Origin of the sequence: Pantanalinema rosaneae CENA516 (genome assembly GCF_050753385.1) — a bacterium.
Lineage (GTDB): Bacteria > Cyanobacteriota > Cyanobacteriia > Leptolyngbyales > Leptolyngbyaceae > Pantanalinema > Pantanalinema rosaneae.
On record NZ_JBLZFZ010000020.1, the window covers coordinates 74,707 to 91,531 of the forward strand.

At 47.6% G+C, this 16,825-nt stretch carries 12 protein-coding genes; 8 read left to right on the top strand and 4 right to left on the bottom strand.

What is annotated here, in order from left to right; translation table 11 throughout:
- The first annotated feature begins 42 nt into the window (after positions 1 to 42).
- The 4 genes from ACN4EK_RS13855 to ACN4EK_RS13870 all read left to right on the top strand — a co-directional run bounded on the left by ACN4EK_RS13855 (position 43) and on the right by ACN4EK_RS13870 (position 3,584).
- Positions 43 to 672, top strand: a complete 630-nt coding sequence (locus tag ACN4EK_RS13855; RefSeq protein ID WP_431658524.1) for a pentapeptide repeat-containing protein — start codon at positions 43 to 45, stop codon at positions 670 to 672.
- A 313-nt stretch (positions 673 to 985) separates the two neighbouring features.
- Complete coding sequence (locus tag ACN4EK_RS13860; protein WP_431658526.1) at positions 986 to 2,095, top strand: hybrid sensor histidine kinase/response regulator; 1,110 nt, start codon at positions 986 to 988, stop codon at positions 2,093 to 2,095.
- A gap of 68 nt (positions 2,096 to 2,163) precedes the next feature.
- Positions 2,164 to 2,958 (top strand): ATP-binding cassette domain-containing protein, encoded by a 795-nt coding sequence (locus tag ACN4EK_RS13865; protein ID WP_431658527.1) that lies wholly within the window; start codon positions 2,164 to 2,166, stop codon positions 2,956 to 2,958.
- The gene (locus ACN4EK_RS13870) at positions 2,955 to 3,584 is read left to right on the top strand and encodes an ABC transporter permease (RefSeq protein WP_431658528.1); all 630 of its coding nucleotides are present in this window, start codon (positions 2,955 to 2,957) and stop codon (positions 3,582 to 3,584) included. Before ACN4EK_RS13865 ends, ACN4EK_RS13870 begins: the two co-directional genes overlap by 4 nt.
- Before the next feature lie 30 nt (positions 3,585 to 3,614).
- Here ACN4EK_RS13870 and ACN4EK_RS13875 read toward each other — a convergent pair whose 3' ends face one another.
- Positions 3,615 to 6,416: a GAF domain-containing sensor histidine kinase gene (locus ACN4EK_RS13875; RefSeq protein WP_431658529.1), complete on the bottom strand. Its 2,802-nt coding sequence runs from the start codon at positions 6,414 to 6,416 to the stop codon at positions 3,615 to 3,617.
- Between the two features lie 282 nt (positions 6,417 to 6,698).
- Here ACN4EK_RS13875 and ACN4EK_RS13880 point away from each other — a divergent pair, with 282 nt between their 5' ends.
- From ACN4EK_RS13880 to ACN4EK_RS13895, 4 genes are all read left to right on the top strand, one after another.
- Positions 6,699 to 7,592 (top strand): glycine betaine ABC transporter substrate-binding protein, encoded by an 894-nt coding sequence (locus ACN4EK_RS13880; protein ID WP_431658530.1) that lies wholly within the window; start codon positions 6,699 to 6,701, stop codon positions 7,590 to 7,592.
- A gap of 695 nt (positions 7,593 to 8,287) precedes the next feature.
- The gene (locus ACN4EK_RS13885) at positions 8,288 to 11,368 is read left to right on the top strand and encodes an MFS transporter (RefSeq protein ID WP_431658531.1); all 3,081 of its coding nucleotides are present in this window, start codon (positions 8,288 to 8,290) and stop codon (positions 11,366 to 11,368) included.
- Positions 11,369 to 11,467: 99 nt separating this feature from the next.
- Positions 11,468 to 12,541: a DUF3616 domain-containing protein gene (locus ACN4EK_RS13890; protein ID WP_431658533.1), complete on the top strand. Its 1,074-nt coding sequence runs from the start codon at positions 11,468 to 11,470 to the stop codon at positions 12,539 to 12,541.
- 237 nt (positions 12,542 to 12,778) lie between these two features.
- The gene (locus ACN4EK_RS13895; RefSeq protein WP_431658534.1) at positions 12,779 to 13,228 is read left to right on the top strand and encodes a Na-translocating system protein MpsC family protein; all 450 of its coding nucleotides are present in this window, start codon (positions 12,779 to 12,781) and stop codon (positions 13,226 to 13,228) included.
- Here the strand turns inward: ACN4EK_RS13895 and ACN4EK_RS13900 are convergent.
- The 3 genes from ACN4EK_RS13900 to ACN4EK_RS13910 form a co-directional block, all read right to left on the bottom strand.
- Positions 13,225 to 13,623, bottom strand: coding sequence for a response regulator (locus ACN4EK_RS13900; RefSeq protein WP_431658535.1), 399 nt, complete (start codon positions 13,621 to 13,623; stop codon positions 13,225 to 13,227). The genes ACN4EK_RS13895 and ACN4EK_RS13900 overlap by 4 nt on opposite strands.
- Positions 13,624 to 13,996: 373 nt before the next feature.
- Positions 13,997 to 15,232 (bottom strand): ABC transporter substrate-binding protein, encoded by a 1,236-nt coding sequence (locus ACN4EK_RS13905; RefSeq protein ID WP_431658536.1) that lies wholly within the window; start codon positions 15,230 to 15,232, stop codon positions 13,997 to 13,999.
- A gap of 108 nt (positions 15,233 to 15,340) precedes the next feature.
- On the bottom strand, positions 15,341 to 16,453 hold the full coding sequence (locus ACN4EK_RS13910) for a leucine-rich repeat domain-containing protein (protein ID WP_431658537.1): 1,113 nt from the start codon (positions 16,451 to 16,453) through the stop codon (positions 15,341 to 15,343).
- Between the last annotated feature and the right edge of the window lie 372 nt (positions 16,454 to 16,825).

Consider the following 16,825-nt stretch of genomic DNA (forward strand, 5'->3'; position numbering starts at 1 on the left):
CTCCCTATTTCCCTCATCCCCTATCCTTCCCCTTGTCAACCTATGAATCTCAATGCCTTGCGTTCTGGAACCCTGAAGCAACTGCCTGGTGCCGATTTAGAGGATGAGGATCTATCCGGTCAAAATCTGCAAAATGTTAACCTGGCTGGAGCAAGGCTAATGGGAACCGATTTGAGTGGAGCCTGCCTCACTGGAGCCACCTTAGATGGAGCCACCTTAATTGGCGCGAAGTTGGTTGGGGCAGATGTGCGAGCCAGTTTGGTGGGAGCCAATTTAATGCAGGCAGACTTGACCGAGGCAGATTTGCGATCGGCGAATTTGCGCGGAGCCAACCTGATGCGATCGCGCTTACATAGAGCCACCTTTGCCGGAGCGTTTCTCAGCGGGGCCAACCTGATGGGGGTCAATTTGCAGGGGGTGGATTTACGGGGAGCCGACTTACGAGGGGTGAATTTAAGCGGAGCAAATTTACAGGGGGCTAACCTGACACAAGCAGATTTACAAGGAGCGTTGCTAACCGAGGCGAACCTGGAGGAAGCGGATCTGCAAGCCGCCAACCTGGCAGGTGCTAACTTAGCCGGAGCAAACTTGTTGTGTGCAGAGTTAGCCAGTGCCAGTTTAGAGGGGGCAAATTTAGTTGGAGTCTGTCTGGTCGGAACCAATTTAGAGTAGGGGACAGAACGAGTCACCCGCAGATCTAAGAGCATTGACTAATCTCTATCCGTTGCCAGAGCGTTCTATGCCTTTGGTAGCGGATTTTGCATTAGAGCTAGCGCCTCTTCCTACAGCTCCTACTGTGTACACACAAGTACAGATCGGGAAGGTAAATTTCTATTGACATAATTAAATTCTGACACTATCAAAATTTCTTAAGACTCTCTTAAGTGAAATCTGATCACCCTACATTAGGCTTAGGAGAGTTCGGAATTTTTTCTGAAGAACCTTTGGGCAGCTTTAAGCTAATTTTAAAAATAAATTGTGTTTGATGAAGACCGTTTTAGTTGTTGAGGATGATCTACTCGTTCGTGAGATGATTCAGGACTTGCTGGAGATTGAGGGCTTTCACGCGATCGGAGCAGAGAATGGTAATGCGGGAATTCAACTCGCCCAAGAGCAATTACCTGACATCATCCTGTGTGACGTGGAAATGCCGGGACTCAATGGTTATGATGTCCTAACAGCGTTACGCCAAAATCCCCTAACTATCAGCATTCCATTCATTTTTTTGACTGGCAGAGACCGGCAGACTGACTTTAGACAAGGGATGAATTTGGGGGCAGACGACTATTTGGTCAAACCCTGTGATGCCAAGGAATTATTAACCGCAATTACCAGTCGGTTGGAAAAGCACCATGCTCTTCAATCGCAAACTCAGAAGCAACTGGATGATTTACGCAGTAGCATCGCCCTGTCATTGCCGCATGAGTTACGCACACCATTGACGGGAATTCTGAGTGCCGTCGAAACCCTCCGTGTCCTGGCAGATGGCATCGATCGCGAAACGGTATTAGAAATTGCCGATGCCGTCCAGATTTCGGCGGAACGCTTACATCGGTTAATTCAAAATTTTTTACTCTATGCTCGTCTCGAAATCGCCACTCACGCCCCAGAACCACAACCTACAACATTAGTTAATGCCACCCAAAATCCGGCTCTGTTGATTCACCAAACCGCTCATCAAATCGCACAGCAGCGCCAGCGATCGCCGGATTTACAGATGGATTTACAAAATGTGGCGATTGCCTTTCCAGAGTCAGAATTATGTAAAGTGCTCCAGGAATTAATTGATAATGCGTTCAAATTCTCGAAATCGGGTCATACAGTACAAATTACCAGTCGGATTGAACCAGACTTCTATCAAGTGCAGATTACTAATCAGGGGCGGGGCATGACGGCGGAACAGGTCGCCAATTTAGGAGCCTATATTCAGTTCGATCGCAAGTTTTATGAACAGCAAGGGGCAGGCTTAGGATTAACAATCGCCAAACGATTATTAGAACTTTATGGCGGCAAGCTGATCCTTCACAGTATTCCAGAGCAGCAAACCACTGTGCAACTGATCCTTTTAAGATCTACTGAGATCAGTGATTGGTAAGCGCGATCACAGCACCACTTTTGATCAGGGATGGTAAGTTTGAAGCAGTCTCCATCAGTACAGCCATTATGGAACAGGACAGCATCGTCCCGCCGCACCATCACCCCATTGATGCGATCGAGTTTTGCCAGGTTGGTTTTGCCGTGGGGGGGCGTTCTCTCCTATCGCAATTAAATTTTACGATTCCCACGGGAACTGCTTTAGTCCTATTAGGTCGGAGTGGTTCTGGAAAAACGACTACCATGAAACTGATTAATGGCTTGCTGATGCCAACCAGTGGAGCGGTGCAAGTTCAGGGGCAAGCGACAACTGCCTGGGATCCAATTCAACTGCGGCGACAGATTGGCTATGTTATTCAAGAGACGGGCTTATTCCCCCATTGGACGATTGAACAAAATGTGGGTGTCGTCCCCAGGTTGCAAGGCTGGAAGTCCAAGCAAATCAAAAATCGGGTGTATGAATTATTATATCTGGTGGGCTTAGAGCCGAGCGAGTTCGCCCATCGGTATCCCTATCAACTGTCTGGTGGGCAACGGCAACGGGTGGGAGTAGCCCGATCGCTGGCTGCCGATCCGCCGATTTTGCTAATGGATGAACCCTTTGGTGCCTTAGATCCGATTACCCGACTGGAACTCCAGCAAGAGTTTAAACAACTCCAGCAAGAATTAGGCAAAACCGTCGTCTTTGTCACCCATGACCTTCAGGAAGCCCTGGTTTTAGCGTCCCATATTGGCTTAATGCAAGCCGGAGAACTTGTGTTTCTGGGTACACCTGAGCAATTTCTAGAATCCTCCCATCCCGAAGCCCAAACCTTCCTGGCTACGCTGCGATCGCTCGACCAATTTACATCATTCACCCCATGAATCAATTCTTTTTAATTCGCTATGCGGCGGACATTTGGCAACACACGATCGAACATTTAATTTTAGTCATGATTGCCCTGGCGATTGCCATTATTGTTGGCATTCCCTTAGGAGTGATGATTACTCGCAAAAAAGTATTCCGTCAGCCGGTACTGGCGATCGCAAATACACTACAAACGATTCCGAGCTTGGCATTATTTGGGCTACTGATTCCCCTGGTCGGGATTGGAGCCATTCCAGCCATTATTGCCCTAACACTGTATTCATTTCTGCCAATTATTCGGAATACTTACACCGGGATTATAGGAATTGATCCATCTATCCGCGAAGCTGGACGTGGTATGGGAATGACCGACTGGCAATTACTCACACAGGTTGAATTGCCGCTAGCCATGAGTGTGATTTTAGCAGGAGTCCGAGTTGCAGCGGTTTTAGCGATCGGCATTGCCACAATTGCCGCCGCCATTGGTGCGGGTGGACTGGGAGTTTTGATTTTTCGCGGTATTTCAGTTGTCAATGATCAACTCATTTTAGCTGGAGCCATTCCCGCCGCCGCGATCGCTCTGGTCATTGACTACGGCATTGGCTGGATTGAACACCGCTTAACTGTGAAACGTCATTCCTAGCCCCCCGACCTGACTTAAACCGACTACCAATCAGGCAGACTGTAACGGTAAAGGCACTGGCACAACGGATGCCAAGGTTTGTCGGATCGGAATTTCAATCCAAAACTCCGAACCCTGTCCGGGTTCAGACGTACACCACAAGGCTCCTCGATGTTTTTCTGTGACAATTTGATAACTAATCGATAGGCCGATGCCAGTGCCCTTGCCAACCGGTTTAGTGGTAAAGAAGGGATCGAATAATCGTTTACGCACCGCTTCAGTCATACCAGAACCACTATCCGCAATCTGAATCGTGATTAGATCGGTCTGTTTGACGGCTGTGCCAATAGTGATCGTTCCCGTCTTAGGCGTAGGTTGCTGTGGTACCGTACCCCAATCGCCTTCGATCGCATCGATCGCATTACTTAAAATATTCAGAAATACCTGATTCAACTGTCCGGCATAGCACTCTACCAGGGGTAATTGACCATACTGCTTAATTACCTGAATTTCCGGCGAATCCGGTTTAGCTTTTAACCGATGTTGCAGAATCAGTAAGGCATTATCAATGCCCTCATGAATATCTACCGGCTTCATTTCGGCTTCGTCCAACCGCGAAAAATTGCGGAGTGATAGAACAATTTGTCGAATGCGATCGGCTCCTAATTTCATGGAGGATAACAACTTCGGTAGATCTTCCATGATGAAATTTAAATCCAGGTCAGCGATCAATTGTTGCAATTCGAGTGGCAATTGGGTTGTATGGCTTTGACATAACTGTCCTAAATGCAGCAGATTATGAATGTACTCATCAGCACAGGCAATATTGCCAGAAATAAAGTTGACCGGATTATTAATCTCATGGGCAACGCCAGCCACCAGTTGTCCCAAACTCGACATTTTTTCCGCTTGAATCAGTTGAGTCTGGGTTTGTTGCAGTTCATGTAAAGTCTGTTCTAACTGTTGGGCTTGAGCCGTTGCCGTTTCTGCGGCCTTCCGGCTTTGAGCGTATAACTCCGCCTGTTGAATCGCGATCGCCGCTTGATCAGCTAGTTGTTGCACCAGATCAATTTCTAACCCTTGCCAAATCCGAGGAGCCTTACATTCATGCCCCACCAGTAACCCCCATAGATCAGGTCCAATCCGGATAGGCACAACTAAATTAGCCTGCACCTGCATGTCTTGTAAAAACTGAATATGACAGGGGGCTAAATCGGACTGCGCCACATCATTCACTGCCCGAATGCGCCCTTTTTGATAGAGTTGGGCATGGGTTTGGGGAAAACATTCATCCCGGTAAACCTTCCCCAGCAACGACAGCCAATCCCCCGACACCGATTCAACCACCACTTCCCCTTGCCAAAAATGGGTGAATTGATAGATCACCACGCGATCGGTATCCAGTAACTTGAGCACCTCCCGCGCGATCGTTTTTAGAATCGTTTGCAGATCCAATGTTCGTCGGATTTGGTTGGTGATCTGCTTCAGCACTCGATCTACCTTCCAGGACTGTTGCAGTTCGGCAGTTCGGGTCTGCACTTGTTGTTCCAGGTTGACATTCAATAACTGCACTTGTTGATACAGTTGGTACTGCTGAATTGCCATCGCAAAGTGATGCCCTAACACATGTGCCAGGTCAACGTCATCGCTACTCCAGGTAATTGCTTGTTTATGTTTCACCTCCCGCCATGCCGTAAACGAGAGTCGCGGCTGTTGTAATCCAGTTTCACTGCGATCGACCCGTCCTGCCCACAGGGTTTCCACATCAACCTGATTGCGAAAGATGGTTAAACATCCCAGGGTTTGGTGGGCATAGCGTAGCGGGACGATAATTAGACTACGAATTTGAGTTGGACGGAACGCCGGAAATAAAGGCGAGAAATCATCTACTAAATATAAATCGGAAATTACATAAAACGGCATCTGTTCAACCGCTGGTGGAATTGAACGAGTTGGGGCATCAGCCGCTAACAAACAGTGTTGCCAACTCGATTGATGCTCCAACCAATCATCCGTTAATTCCAGGGCGATCGGTTGCTGACCGCAGGTATATAACTGACTGGATTGCCCCTCGGAAGCAGTGATATACAGTCTGCCCCCTGCCCCTTGAAACACAGCTACCGTTGCTTCCAGCGCCGCCTGAAGTTGGCAATCGGGTAAAACATGTAACAGGCTGGTAATGCGATTAATAGTGGCTTCCCGTTGAGCCTGCGCTCGCGTTTGTTCGAGTAATGTGGCTTGCGCGATCGCGATCGAAACTTGATCAACCACCTGTTGCACAACCTCCAACTCCGATGCTAAAACCGGACGGGCTTCCGAATGGTGCGAGACAAGTAGCCCCCAGAGTTGTAAAGGCGCATCAACCGTTTGCAAGTCGCGACTCAGAATTGGCACTACTAACGATGATTGCACCCCCATTGCCGTCAGATAAGCAATATGGCAGGGGTCTGCCGGACGATACTGAATCTCTGGTGTTGATAACAATGCCCCCGTTTGGGGACAGTCTAAATCACTAAAGCCAATCCGTTGTGTTGCGACATCCACGATGGAACGTTGACGAGTCGTAAGAAACAATTCTCGTTTATGCTGAGGAATATCTTCCGCCGGAAAGTTTAGACCTAGCAGTGAAGGTAGCCGTTGCGCCTGAATTGATTCCGCAATTACCTTACCAGTGTTGTCCGAGTGAAAGCGGTAGACCATCACCCGATCAGTGCCTAAGTAGGAGCGAACTTCTGCTACGGTTGTCGTGAGAATATCGTGCAGTTCGATCGATTGACGAATACGATAAGTAATTCTTTGCAGGAGAATTTCTTGATCTAAGTTCGACTGCCATACCCCTTCACGAATCTTCATGATTGTTATCTATTATACATTCACTGCCATTACGTCTTAGTATATGGGCTTAAAATTAAAAAAATATAAATCATTAAGTTTTTTACGATAAAGATTGAGCAAACACTCAAGGCAAACCAGGGTTTTTCTCGTTAAAGAACATAGTAATTAACCAAATTCAACCTTGAATTCCCGTTGTTTTAATGCAATAGAACTGATAGTCTCCGTAAAGTTACTTAAGCAGCATAAAGGAATCATTTAAGCTAGGTTTTTCTCAGGGTTATTACGTTCACCAACTGAACTATGAAACGCTTCTTCAGCCTATTTCTGATTGCGATCGTCCTCACACTGGGGCTAGGGAATTGCCAACCGCAATCTTCCTCAGTAGGGCAAACCAATTTAGTGATTGCTTCCAAAGGTTTTACTGAGCAAGATATTCTGCAAGAGCTATTGGCACAACAAATTGAGCACCACACTAATCTCACAGTCGATCGACGGCGATTAGTAGGCTTCGTCAGTCATAAAGCATTACTCAGTGGTGACATTGACGCGTATGTGGAATACACAGGCACAGCCTACACGGGGATCTTTAAACAACCGACAATTTCCGACCCCCAGGAAATCTACCGGCGCTTACAGTCCCTCTATGCTAAACATGCCATTACGGTGTTGCCGTCATTGGGCTTTGAAAATACCTTTGCCATGATGATTCGGGGGGAAGATGCCCAAACGCATCAGATTCAAACCCTATCTCAAGCCGCCCAATATACTCCCCAATGGCGAGCCGGATTTGGCTATGAGTTTTTGGAGCGGGAAGATGGGTTTCCCGGATTGGCAAAAACCTACAATTTGCAATTTGCCCAACCACCCCAGGTAATGGATTTAGGTTTAATTTACCGCGCCCTCATGCAACATCAGGTAGATTTTATCGCCGGAAATTCTACCGATGGACAAATTGCCCGTCTGGGTTTGGTGGTACTTAAGGACGATCGCCGTTACTTCCCGCCCTATGAAGCCGTCCCCTTGATACGTCAGGCAACGTTACAAAAATATCCCCAAATTCAGACGGCGATCGCTCCCTTGAGGGGGCTAATTTCCGCCGATGAAATGCGACAAATGAATTACTTAGTGGAAGGTGAACTTCAGGATATCAAAGTCGTTGTTAGCAATTTCCTACAATCAAAACGGTTGTTATAAGCGACTCCCAGCCCCACACTGGTTCCTCGCTCTAACCCAGAAGCAAAATTGCCGACAACTGGAGTTGACAGCAATTTTCACTTGGTTAAACCACCCCATTCCCTACTCCCCACTCCCCATTCCCCATCTTCACTGTGGTTTATTCATCCGATAACGGCTGTAAGGCACAAGTAGACGCTATGGTTACACCAGTATGCTTAATCATGCAGGACTAAATCCATCTTTGGATAACGGCGAGATCTATCCAAGGATAGGTTTCTTGAAAGAAGCATGACCTTTAGGTAGAAATTTGGGGAATTTACCTCACCTTTGCTTGATCGTTGCAAATACCTACTCCAACGCTCTACAACTGGCTATTTCACAGGTTTATATCCATTAGCAGAGTAGGTTCAGCAATCAGTTACCTCTTCAGAAAGATTCCTGAAGGAATAAAACAGCGTTCAATTGAATTACTTCAACTTGGAGAAAGCAACACTATTCTTACCTGAGTGAGATAGACCAATGAGTTCATTTCTCCTTTCACCTGCATAAATGTAGTAAGCATCATCTCAAATTGGTACTAAACAAATCATGCTTTGGTGGTCTCACAGTCCGTGTTGAGGCACACCATCGTGGCTGCACAGCGATCGCGGCAGTCTATTTGATATTGACGAACACACAGTAACTAAGGGAAAACCATGCTTCAGAACGGAAACATGCTGTTGGGTCTAGCAGACCCACATTTATGGATAGCACAAGCTGTTGTTCAAGGCTTTCAAACCCCGGAACAGGCAGCCCTATTTTTTTCGGGGCCACGCTTCTTTGTAGCCTTAGTCGCAGGGTTAGTCTTGGCGTTTGGTTTCCAATTGCTCCTGACCAACCTGTCAGTCGCCGCAGGCATCTCTTATTTAGGTGCGAAATCAGACTCCGATAGTCACGACTCTGGGAATGGAGGTGGTATTCGTAAAATTGGCACCGCGATCGGGATCTGGACGCTAGTCACCGTGAGCATTGCCTTGTTTGTTGCCTGCCTATTAGCCGTTAAACTCAGCCTGATCAATAATGTGGTTCTGGGTGGCATTGTCGGTTTAGTCATCTGGGGCACCTATTTTTGTTTACTGGTTTGGATCAGTTCCACCACCGTGGGTTCCTTGATCGGTTCTGTCGTGAATGCTGCCGTTTCGGGATTCCAGTCGATCGTCGGTACAGCTTCAGCCGCATTCGGGGCTAAAGTCGCCCGAGATCAAATCATTTCTACCGCCGAAGCGGCTGCCATCGCCGTCCGCCGGGAACTGACTGCCGGAATTGACCCGGAAACACTACGGGAAAATTTAGAAGATTATTTGGCAAAACTGCGTCCGGCAGAACTGGATATGGGTCGGATTCGGCGGGAGTTTGAGAACCTGCTGAATGATCCCGAACTGATGAATGTGGCTGATCCGGATAGCCTCCGCAAAATTGACCGCGCCGCGATCGTGGAACTGGTCAGCAGTCGTAGTGACCTATCGAAGCGGGAAGTAAATCGAATTGCCGATCAACTGGAAGATGCCTGGCAACAAACGGTTCGCAAGGTTAGTAAACCCGATCCAATGCGCGAGTTGGTGGACTATATTAAATCCGCCAGTCCTAATCAGTTGTTCTCTGGTGGGGTAGAACAACGGTTAGATCAACTCGTCAATGAACTACGACAGCAACGGCAACCCGATAATAGCTCCGGTGGCTTTACGCAATTCCTCAACGGCTTGATGGGCGTTGCCCTGGGACGACTTGACCTGAATGATTTTGATGTCGATCGCATCCTGAACCAATTAAAATCTGCCCGGGATCAAGTCACGGATCAAGCGGATAAAGTGGTAACGATCGCCACGAGTAGTCAGCCAGTGAATACACCTCCTAGTGTGATTCGAGCCGATGTCGAAAACTATTTGCTGAACACTTATTCCTGGCAAATGACCTCTGAGACAATCCGCCGGGATTTTCCGCAAGTGCTTTATGATCCCAGCGCCAATGCAACATTAGTTCGTCATGAACTAGAACAACTCAACCGCTCGGAATTTGAGCAACTCTTGCAATCCCGAGGCGTATTTACCCAGGATGAAATTCATACCATCTCACGGGAACTGGAGGCAGTTCGACGCGATGTGTTGAAGGAAGTAACCGGACAGGAAGAACGCATTAAAGCCCGCGCCCTACAGGTACAGATTGAACGATTCCTGCGCACAACTTCCAGTGCAACCTTATTAGACACAGCCGCTTTAAACCGAGAGTTCAAACCGATCCTGGAAGACTCAGATGTGGATGCCACTCGCCTACGGGAACGATTCTTACCCTATGGTCGCGGCACATTAGCAGGACTCCTGAATCAACGGGGTGATCTAACACCACTAGAAGTTGAACAAGTGGCAACGGAACTAGAGCGGGTCTTTCATCTGACCCTGTCAGACTCAGAAAGTGTGCAACAGGGAGTGAAAACCCGCGTCACCAACCAATGGCAACGGGTGGAAGATTACCTGCGGAACACGGGTAAAGCGGAATTAAATCCAGACGGCATTGAGCGGGATCTGAAAACGCTGCTCTCCGATCCCCAAACGGGTATGCATGACATTCGGGCGCGACTCTCCCATTTCGATCGCGATACGTTGGTGCAACTGTTAAGCCAACGGCAGGACTTAAGCGCCACTGAAGCCAATCAGATCATTGATCAGGTTGAAAGAAACTGGACTCAAGTCACCCATGTTCCCCAAATGGTGGCAGCTACCGTCAGTCATCAGTACGATAAGCTGATGACCACGATCTCCGATTACCTGCGGAATACGGGTCGAGCCGAACTAAATCCGGAGGGGATTCAACGGGATCTGAAGATGCTGTTAAGCGATCCACAGATTGGGGCGATCGCCCTGCGGGAACGGATTAGCCATCTCGATCGCGAGAGTCTGGTACAACTGCTAAGCCAACGGCAGGATATGACCGAAGCAGAAGCAAACCAAGTTGTGGATCAGGTGCAAAATACGATCCAACAAGTGCTGCAAGCGCCTCGCCGTTTGGCAGTGCGGACGCAGAATCAATTGAATGACTTCAGAACCGCGTTAGAAGACTACTTGCGCAACACCGGCAAAGCTGAACTTAACCCAGACGGGATTAAGCGAGACTTACAGCTATTACTGAATGATCCTCGATTAGGGGTAGAACGCCTGGGCGATCGACTGGCGCACGTTGACCGCTCCACGATCGTGGCACTGCTGTCCCAACGCAAAGATATGACCGAAGCAGAAGCCAATCAGATTGTGGATCAGGTATTGGCAGTCCGGGATCAAGCCCTGGAGCAAGTTCGGGCAGTGCAACAACGCATTCAATCGGTACTGGATTCCATCACCGCCAGAATTCGCAACTACCTCAACTCACTAGAACGTCCCGAGTTGAACTATGACGGGATCAAGCAAGATCTGCGTACCCTATTCGACGATCCAGAAGCCGGATTTGAAGCCCTGCGCGATCGCCTATCGCAATTCGATCGCGGGACACTCGTTGCCTTACTCAGCTCACGGGAAGATATCTCTGAAGCAGATGCGGAACATATCATTCACCAGGTTGAACGGGTTCGGAACAGTGTTCTCCATCGAGCAGAACGGGTGCAACAACAGGTGCAACGTCGTCTGGATGACTTGAAACATCAAGTCCAGGAACAGACGGAAGAAACCCGTAAAGCTGCCGCAACCGCGTCCTGGTGGTTGTTTGCTACCGCCCTGACTTCAGCTACAGCCGCCGCGATCGCTGGAGGTCTAGCGGTCGGCACCTAAGGATCACTCAGCTTTGATCACGTACAGAAGCATGGACTGGGTAAGATACTCTGATAATGAGTAACCTTACGCAGTCCTTTATTTTCAGTTTCTCCACCTATGTCCTACCCATTCTTACTCAGTCGGGCGTTACTCCAATTTGAACAGGGAGCAGAAGCAGTGCTGAACGAGATTTCAGCCATCACTGTCACCCCAGATCAACACCTGTGGATTGGCTCCGACGAAGTAAATACGATCGAGCGCTTAACCGAGATCAAACCTTATATTTTTGGGCAGCATCAACCCTTTAAGATCAGTGATTTTATTGACTTGCGTGAACCAGATACCGAAATTGATATCGAGGGATTGAGTTATGACAATTCCTACCTCTGGTTAACCGGCTCCCATAGTCCAAAACGGTCTAAAGCCAAGGGCAAAGATGCTCAAAGGGACATGGAGCGGTTGGCTAAAATCAAAACCGAACTGAATCGGTATGTGATCGCGCGAATTCCTGTGGTGGATGGCAAATTACAGCAACAGTGTGCCCATCCTAAATCTGAGCAACAGCCATTAACCGCCGCCCGATTGCAATATACCGAGGACGGCAATCTGCTGACCGAAGCGCTGAAGGATGATCCGCATCTGGGTGTATGGTTAACCAATCCCATTCCCAGTAAAGAAAACGGGTTGGATATTGAAGGATTAGCCGTTCACGACGATCGCATCTTTCTGGGATTACGGGGTCCGGTGTTACGCGGATGGGCGATCGTGTTAGAAATTGCCGTGAAAGAAATTGAGCCGGGTATCCTGGGGCTGAAGAAAATTGGTAAGAATAAACAGCTTTATCACAAGCATTTTGTCAATTTACATGGCTTAGGAGTCCGCGAAATTTGCCTACACGGGAATCATTTAATTATCCTGGCAGGTCCCACTATGGCACTCGAAGGAGCTATGCAGGTTTTCTGCCTGAAGCATATTCTCGATCGCTCAGGGGATAGCCTTTCTAGCCTTGAATCTGGAGAGCTAAAGCTGTTGTTTGATTTACCCTTCACGATCGGCAGTGATCATGCCGAAGGCTTAGTCGTAGTACCTTGCCTGGGCTACGATGATGCCCTCATGGTGGTGTATGACTCCCCCGATCCCCGCCGCATTGTGGAGCCTAAAGCGGTGTTTGCCGATATTTTCCGATTATGAGTAAGTGCGCTCCATCGCATGTTAGAGCCGGATCGAACTAAAAATCTCCCCTCCGATAGCTGCTTACACCAAAGCCAATTCGTTACATTTAGGTAGTTTCATAAATCAAAGTTATATCGAAATCTCTCACTTCAAGTTAGTAGCATCTATATTACTATTCATATTTTGAGTGATAGTCCTGCTCATCACTTTTAGCGAATCAATCATCATTTACATTGATGTTAAGTCTGAATTGTCATGAATACCATGGTTATGAGTGTAGGACAGCTAGAGCGTAGCCTGTCCCAACAAATTCAAGCCCTTTATTACGAACGCTTGGGGCATCGTCCCAGTAAAGTGACGTGTCAGTTATTCGATGAAAAACTAGCGATCGTGATCGAAGACTCGATTACTCAGCCCGAGCAACTGCTCCAAAAAGAAGGACAGGAAGCTTTAGTTGAACAAGTCAGAGCCGATCTAAATTCAGCCATGCAAGCTCAACTAAAAAACACGATCGCGTCGATTCTCAGCACTGAGGTGCTAGATATCATGGCTAATTCCACCCTGGAAACGGGTAGAACCGGCATTATCGCGGTATTGGATAGAACCCCACAGGTTCGCAATCCTGAGTCAATTCCCAAGTCAAAACACCGCCATCAGACGAATGACGATCGGGATGGGCAGGTGGCACAGACCCAAGCAGACTAACCTGTCAAATCACTAGCTTTGATTGAGCTTAACTGCCGTTGAATCACCGCTTCTAACTCATCCAACATGTAAGGTTTACTGATGTAGTCTACAAATCCCGCCTGTAACATTCGTTCCCGATCTTCTTTGCGAGCCAGGGCGGTCACAGCAATCACGGGAATCTCCTGAGTCAGGGGATCGGCTTGTAAGTATTGGATCACTTCCAGTCCACTCAGCGTCGGCAACATAATATCCAACAAAATTAAATCTGGACAATGGCTTTTGGCAATCTGCAATGCCACCTGACTATCGGTTTCACCAATAAATTCAAACTCCAGACTCTCCAGAACATAGCGCACTAAAAGGAGATGATCCTCATTATCATCAACGACCAGAATTAGAGGTGGTCGAGTCATACGCTGGTGAGGACTATTACAGGACAGTGATACATCTATACCCACGTTGGAATCTCCGTCGTCAAGAGGCGCTGTGACCAGAGATGACTTGCAAAGGCATTCTTTTGGCGGGGGCGATCGCGCCGATGAAAGAGTGGCTCACATCACTTACGCCAGGTTAATGTTCGTCCTCAATATTCTTTAACGAAAGTTTCAGAACAAACATCAAGCTAGTCGCATGAGACTTCTCCTTTCTCTATAAAACAACATTTTTAGAAATAATGAAGTAGTAGTTGCCGTAATTAATTTACTCTCAGGAAATCCCTTGCCATTATGTTCCTGTGAAACACTCTGCCACAAGGGAATTCCTCGATCGTAAGGCAATCTCGACTATTTACTTCAAAAAGGTAAATTTACCATTCTTACCATCTGGCTCCATCTTAATTTGTGCCACATAAAACTCTTTCTGGACAATCTCACCTTCCGGGGTAAACGAAATCTCTCCTAACGGAGTGTTGTAGTTACCCGCCAATACCTGTTGATTCAATGCTACTCGCAAGTCTCCTAGAGGCTTTTGAGCTACTTTATTCTGTTGATCAACCGTCTTCAGGGCTTCTACAAACACCTGGACTCCAGCGAATGCCTGGGCACTGAATTGAGGTGGCTCTTTTTTATACTGCTCAAAATAGGCATCTCGAAAGGCTTTGTTAATGTCGCCTGGATGTTCAGGACTATAGGCTTGAGCAATTAAAATCCCATCACATAATGCCTTGCAAACCGAAAAAATATTAGAAGTATTTAACCCATTACCACCGATAATCGATCCTTTGTAGCCTAACTCTCGGAGCTGTCGTACTAGATTACCGCCATCGGCTGCCAGCCCTGAAATAATCACCAGATCAGGCTTTAAGTTTAGGGCAGTCGTTACCTGGGTCTGGAAATCGGTATCGGTGGTTTGAAACTTCTGTACCGTGACCACCTCTAACCCTTGATCCTTAACAGTTTGTTGAAAGATTTCGGTTTCCGATTTGCTAAACGCGTCATTTTGGGCAAAGAACACTGCCACTTTCTTAATATTGGGATCAATCTTTAAAGCGGCTTTGACTGAGTTAGGAGCCACCACCGCCACCGGAGCCGATACCCGCGCCACAAAATCACCAATCTGGGGAATCCCTTTTGCTGTATTAGAAGGTCCTAGCACAGGCACTTTTGCCCGATCGGCGATCGGATCGGCACTAAAGGCTTGCTGAGACAGGGTAGGCCCGACAATCCCCACGACTTTGTCTTTAGTAATCAACGTCTGGAAGGCATTAATCGCCCCCTGCTCATCCCCTGCCGTATCTTGAAACACCAGGCGAATGGGTGTGCCGTTAATCCCTCCTTGATCATTGAAGTATTTTTCAGCAATTTTAGCGCCCGCAACCTGCTCCTGCCCCAATAACGCCACATTACTGGTTTGGGCTACCCCAACCCCGATCGAGATCGCACTCCCGCTATTACGGCTGGCACTGGTCTGTTCAGCCGCTCCCGGACTGGCGGTATCCCCAGGTGTGCCCGAGTCAGACGGTGTACAAGCCGCTAACAGCACAACTCCGGCGGCAAACAATCCTGATAAACGATGATTCACCATGGTTCTCTCCCAACCCCTATGTAATCAAACTAGGCTCAATAAATTCTCTGCACATCTTATTTCACCGGAAAAGTGAACCAGGGGCAATGGGCAGCGATCGCAATCCCCTCAGAACCGACAGATCGAACTGGGTTGCACTGGACAGGATTTTTGGGACAGGGGAGTTTCGCGAACATCAAGCTGTTTTAATTGCTCCAGAGCGGTCAGAGGACTGAGATCTGACACTGACGTATTAAATAAATCGAGGTGGACCAGATTTTCTAAGGACGCGATCGCCCTCAGGTCAGCCACCGATGTATTAAATAAATCTAAGTGGGTCAACTGCTGTAATCCTGTCAGGGGCGACAGATCCGCGACTTGAGTATTACCCAACGATAACTCGGTTAAATTAAATAATCCCGCTAAGGGCTGAATATCCGTAATCGGATTCTCAAACAACACTAACCGTTCCAGTTGAGTCAATGTCGCTAACGCCCGAATATTGGTAATGCGGTTTTCAAACAGTAATAGAGTTTTGAGGTTGGTTAAGCCAGCCAGGGGCTGCACATCGGTAATTTGATTCTCATGCAGCGACAAGTATTCTAACTGTTTCAGGTTCGCTAAGGGTCGCAGATCGGTAATGCGATTGCGAAATAGTCGGAGATGGGTCAGTTTCGTCAGGGTGGCTAACGGACTCAGATCTTGAATTTGATTGTCATATAGAGCCAGGTGCGTCAGATTGGTTAGCCCAGCCAACGATCGCAGATTGGTGATTTGATTGGTATCCAGAGTCAGCAATTGCAACTTAGTTAACCGAGACAACGGCTGCAAATCCACAATCCGATTCACATCTAACGCCAATTCCGTCAGGTTCGTCAAATTCGCCAGGGGACTGAGATCAACAATCTGGTTACTACTCAGAGCCAGTCCTTGCAGTTGCGTCAAAGCCGCTAATGGACGCAGATCCGCCAGTTGACTATTACTCAGATTCAGAACGATTTGGGTAGAGAGATGCTGCTCGGCAGTCTGACAGTCTTCTGTACCCGCGATCGCCAATAGCAACTGAATCGTATATTGCGTATCGGCTGGCAGCGTCGATCGTCGATCGCACCAATCCGCAAACCGTTGCCCTTCAGATAAGGGATTTGCTGCCGCGATCGCTCCCGAACTGGAGACGGCAATCAAGCTGAAGGCGAGTGCAGACATCGATCGTTGCACCCCATCACGAATCCAACTCCACATAGGCTGACCTGCTAGAATTTCTTCCACCTTAATTGATGCTGCCTTGATCAGGAAATAGAGCCATTTTTAGATTAGCTGTAATCGCAACCATAGAGAATCATCAATTATTTAGCTGATTGAGAAGCTTTCCAGGTTAAAGATTAAGCATTTAGTCATGATTTAAGAACTAATTTTTAGGAGTACCTAACAGGTAAAAGTGTAAAAAAATTTATCATAGACCGTTTGCTCAACTGAAGTGCGATCGAAGTAATGATTCAGTTTCGTAGCCACTATAAATGAGGAAGCTGGGTAAGAAAATAGAGCTATAGCAAGGACTTTAAGCTTTAAAGCTATTTTTTCCTGATTAAGAAATACTCGCTAAACGTGTTGCTT

Bases quoted from the DNA above. Each gene is read 5' to 3' on its own strand.
- ACN4EK_RS13880 (WP_431658530.1), top strand. From the start codon at position 6,699: ATGAAACGCTTCTTCAGCCTATTTCTGATTGCGATCGTCCTCACACTG.
- ACN4EK_RS13865 (WP_431658527.1), top strand. From the start codon at position 2,164: ATGGAACAGGACAGCATCGTCCCGCCGCACCATCACCCCATTGATGCG.
- ACN4EK_RS13855 (WP_431658524.1), top strand. From the start codon at position 43: ATGAATCTCAATGCCTTGCGTTCTGGAACCCTGAAGCAACTGCCTGGT.
- ACN4EK_RS13895 (WP_431658534.1), top strand. From the start codon at position 12,779: ATGAATACCATGGTTATGAGTGTAGGACAGCTAGAGCGTAGCCTGTCC.
- ACN4EK_RS13890 (WP_431658533.1), top strand. From the start codon at position 11,468: ATGTCCTACCCATTCTTACTCAGTCGGGCGTTACTCCAATTTGAACAG.
- ACN4EK_RS13860 (WP_431658526.1), top strand. From the start codon at position 986: ATGAAGACCGTTTTAGTTGTTGAGGATGATCTACTCGTTCGTGAGATG.
- ACN4EK_RS13885 (WP_431658531.1), top strand. From the start codon at position 8,288: ATGCTGTTGGGTCTAGCAGACCCACATTTATGGATAGCACAAGCTGTT.
- ACN4EK_RS13870 (WP_431658528.1), top strand. From the start codon at position 2,955: ATGAATCAATTCTTTTTAATTCGCTATGCGGCGGACATTTGGCAACAC.
- ACN4EK_RS13875 (WP_431658529.1), bottom strand. From the start codon at position 6,416: ATGAAGATTCGTGAAGGGGTATGGCAGTCGAACTTAGATCAAGAAATT.
- ACN4EK_RS13900 (WP_431658535.1), bottom strand. From the start codon at position 13,623: ATGACTCGACCACCTCTAATTCTGGTCGTTGATGATAATGAGGATCAT.
- ACN4EK_RS13905 (WP_431658536.1), bottom strand. From the start codon at position 15,232: ATGGTGAATCATCGTTTATCAGGATTGTTTGCCGCCGGAGTTGTGCTG.
- ACN4EK_RS13910 (WP_431658537.1), bottom strand. From the start codon at position 16,453: ATGTGGAGTTGGATTCGTGATGGGGTGCAACGATCGATGTCTGCACTC.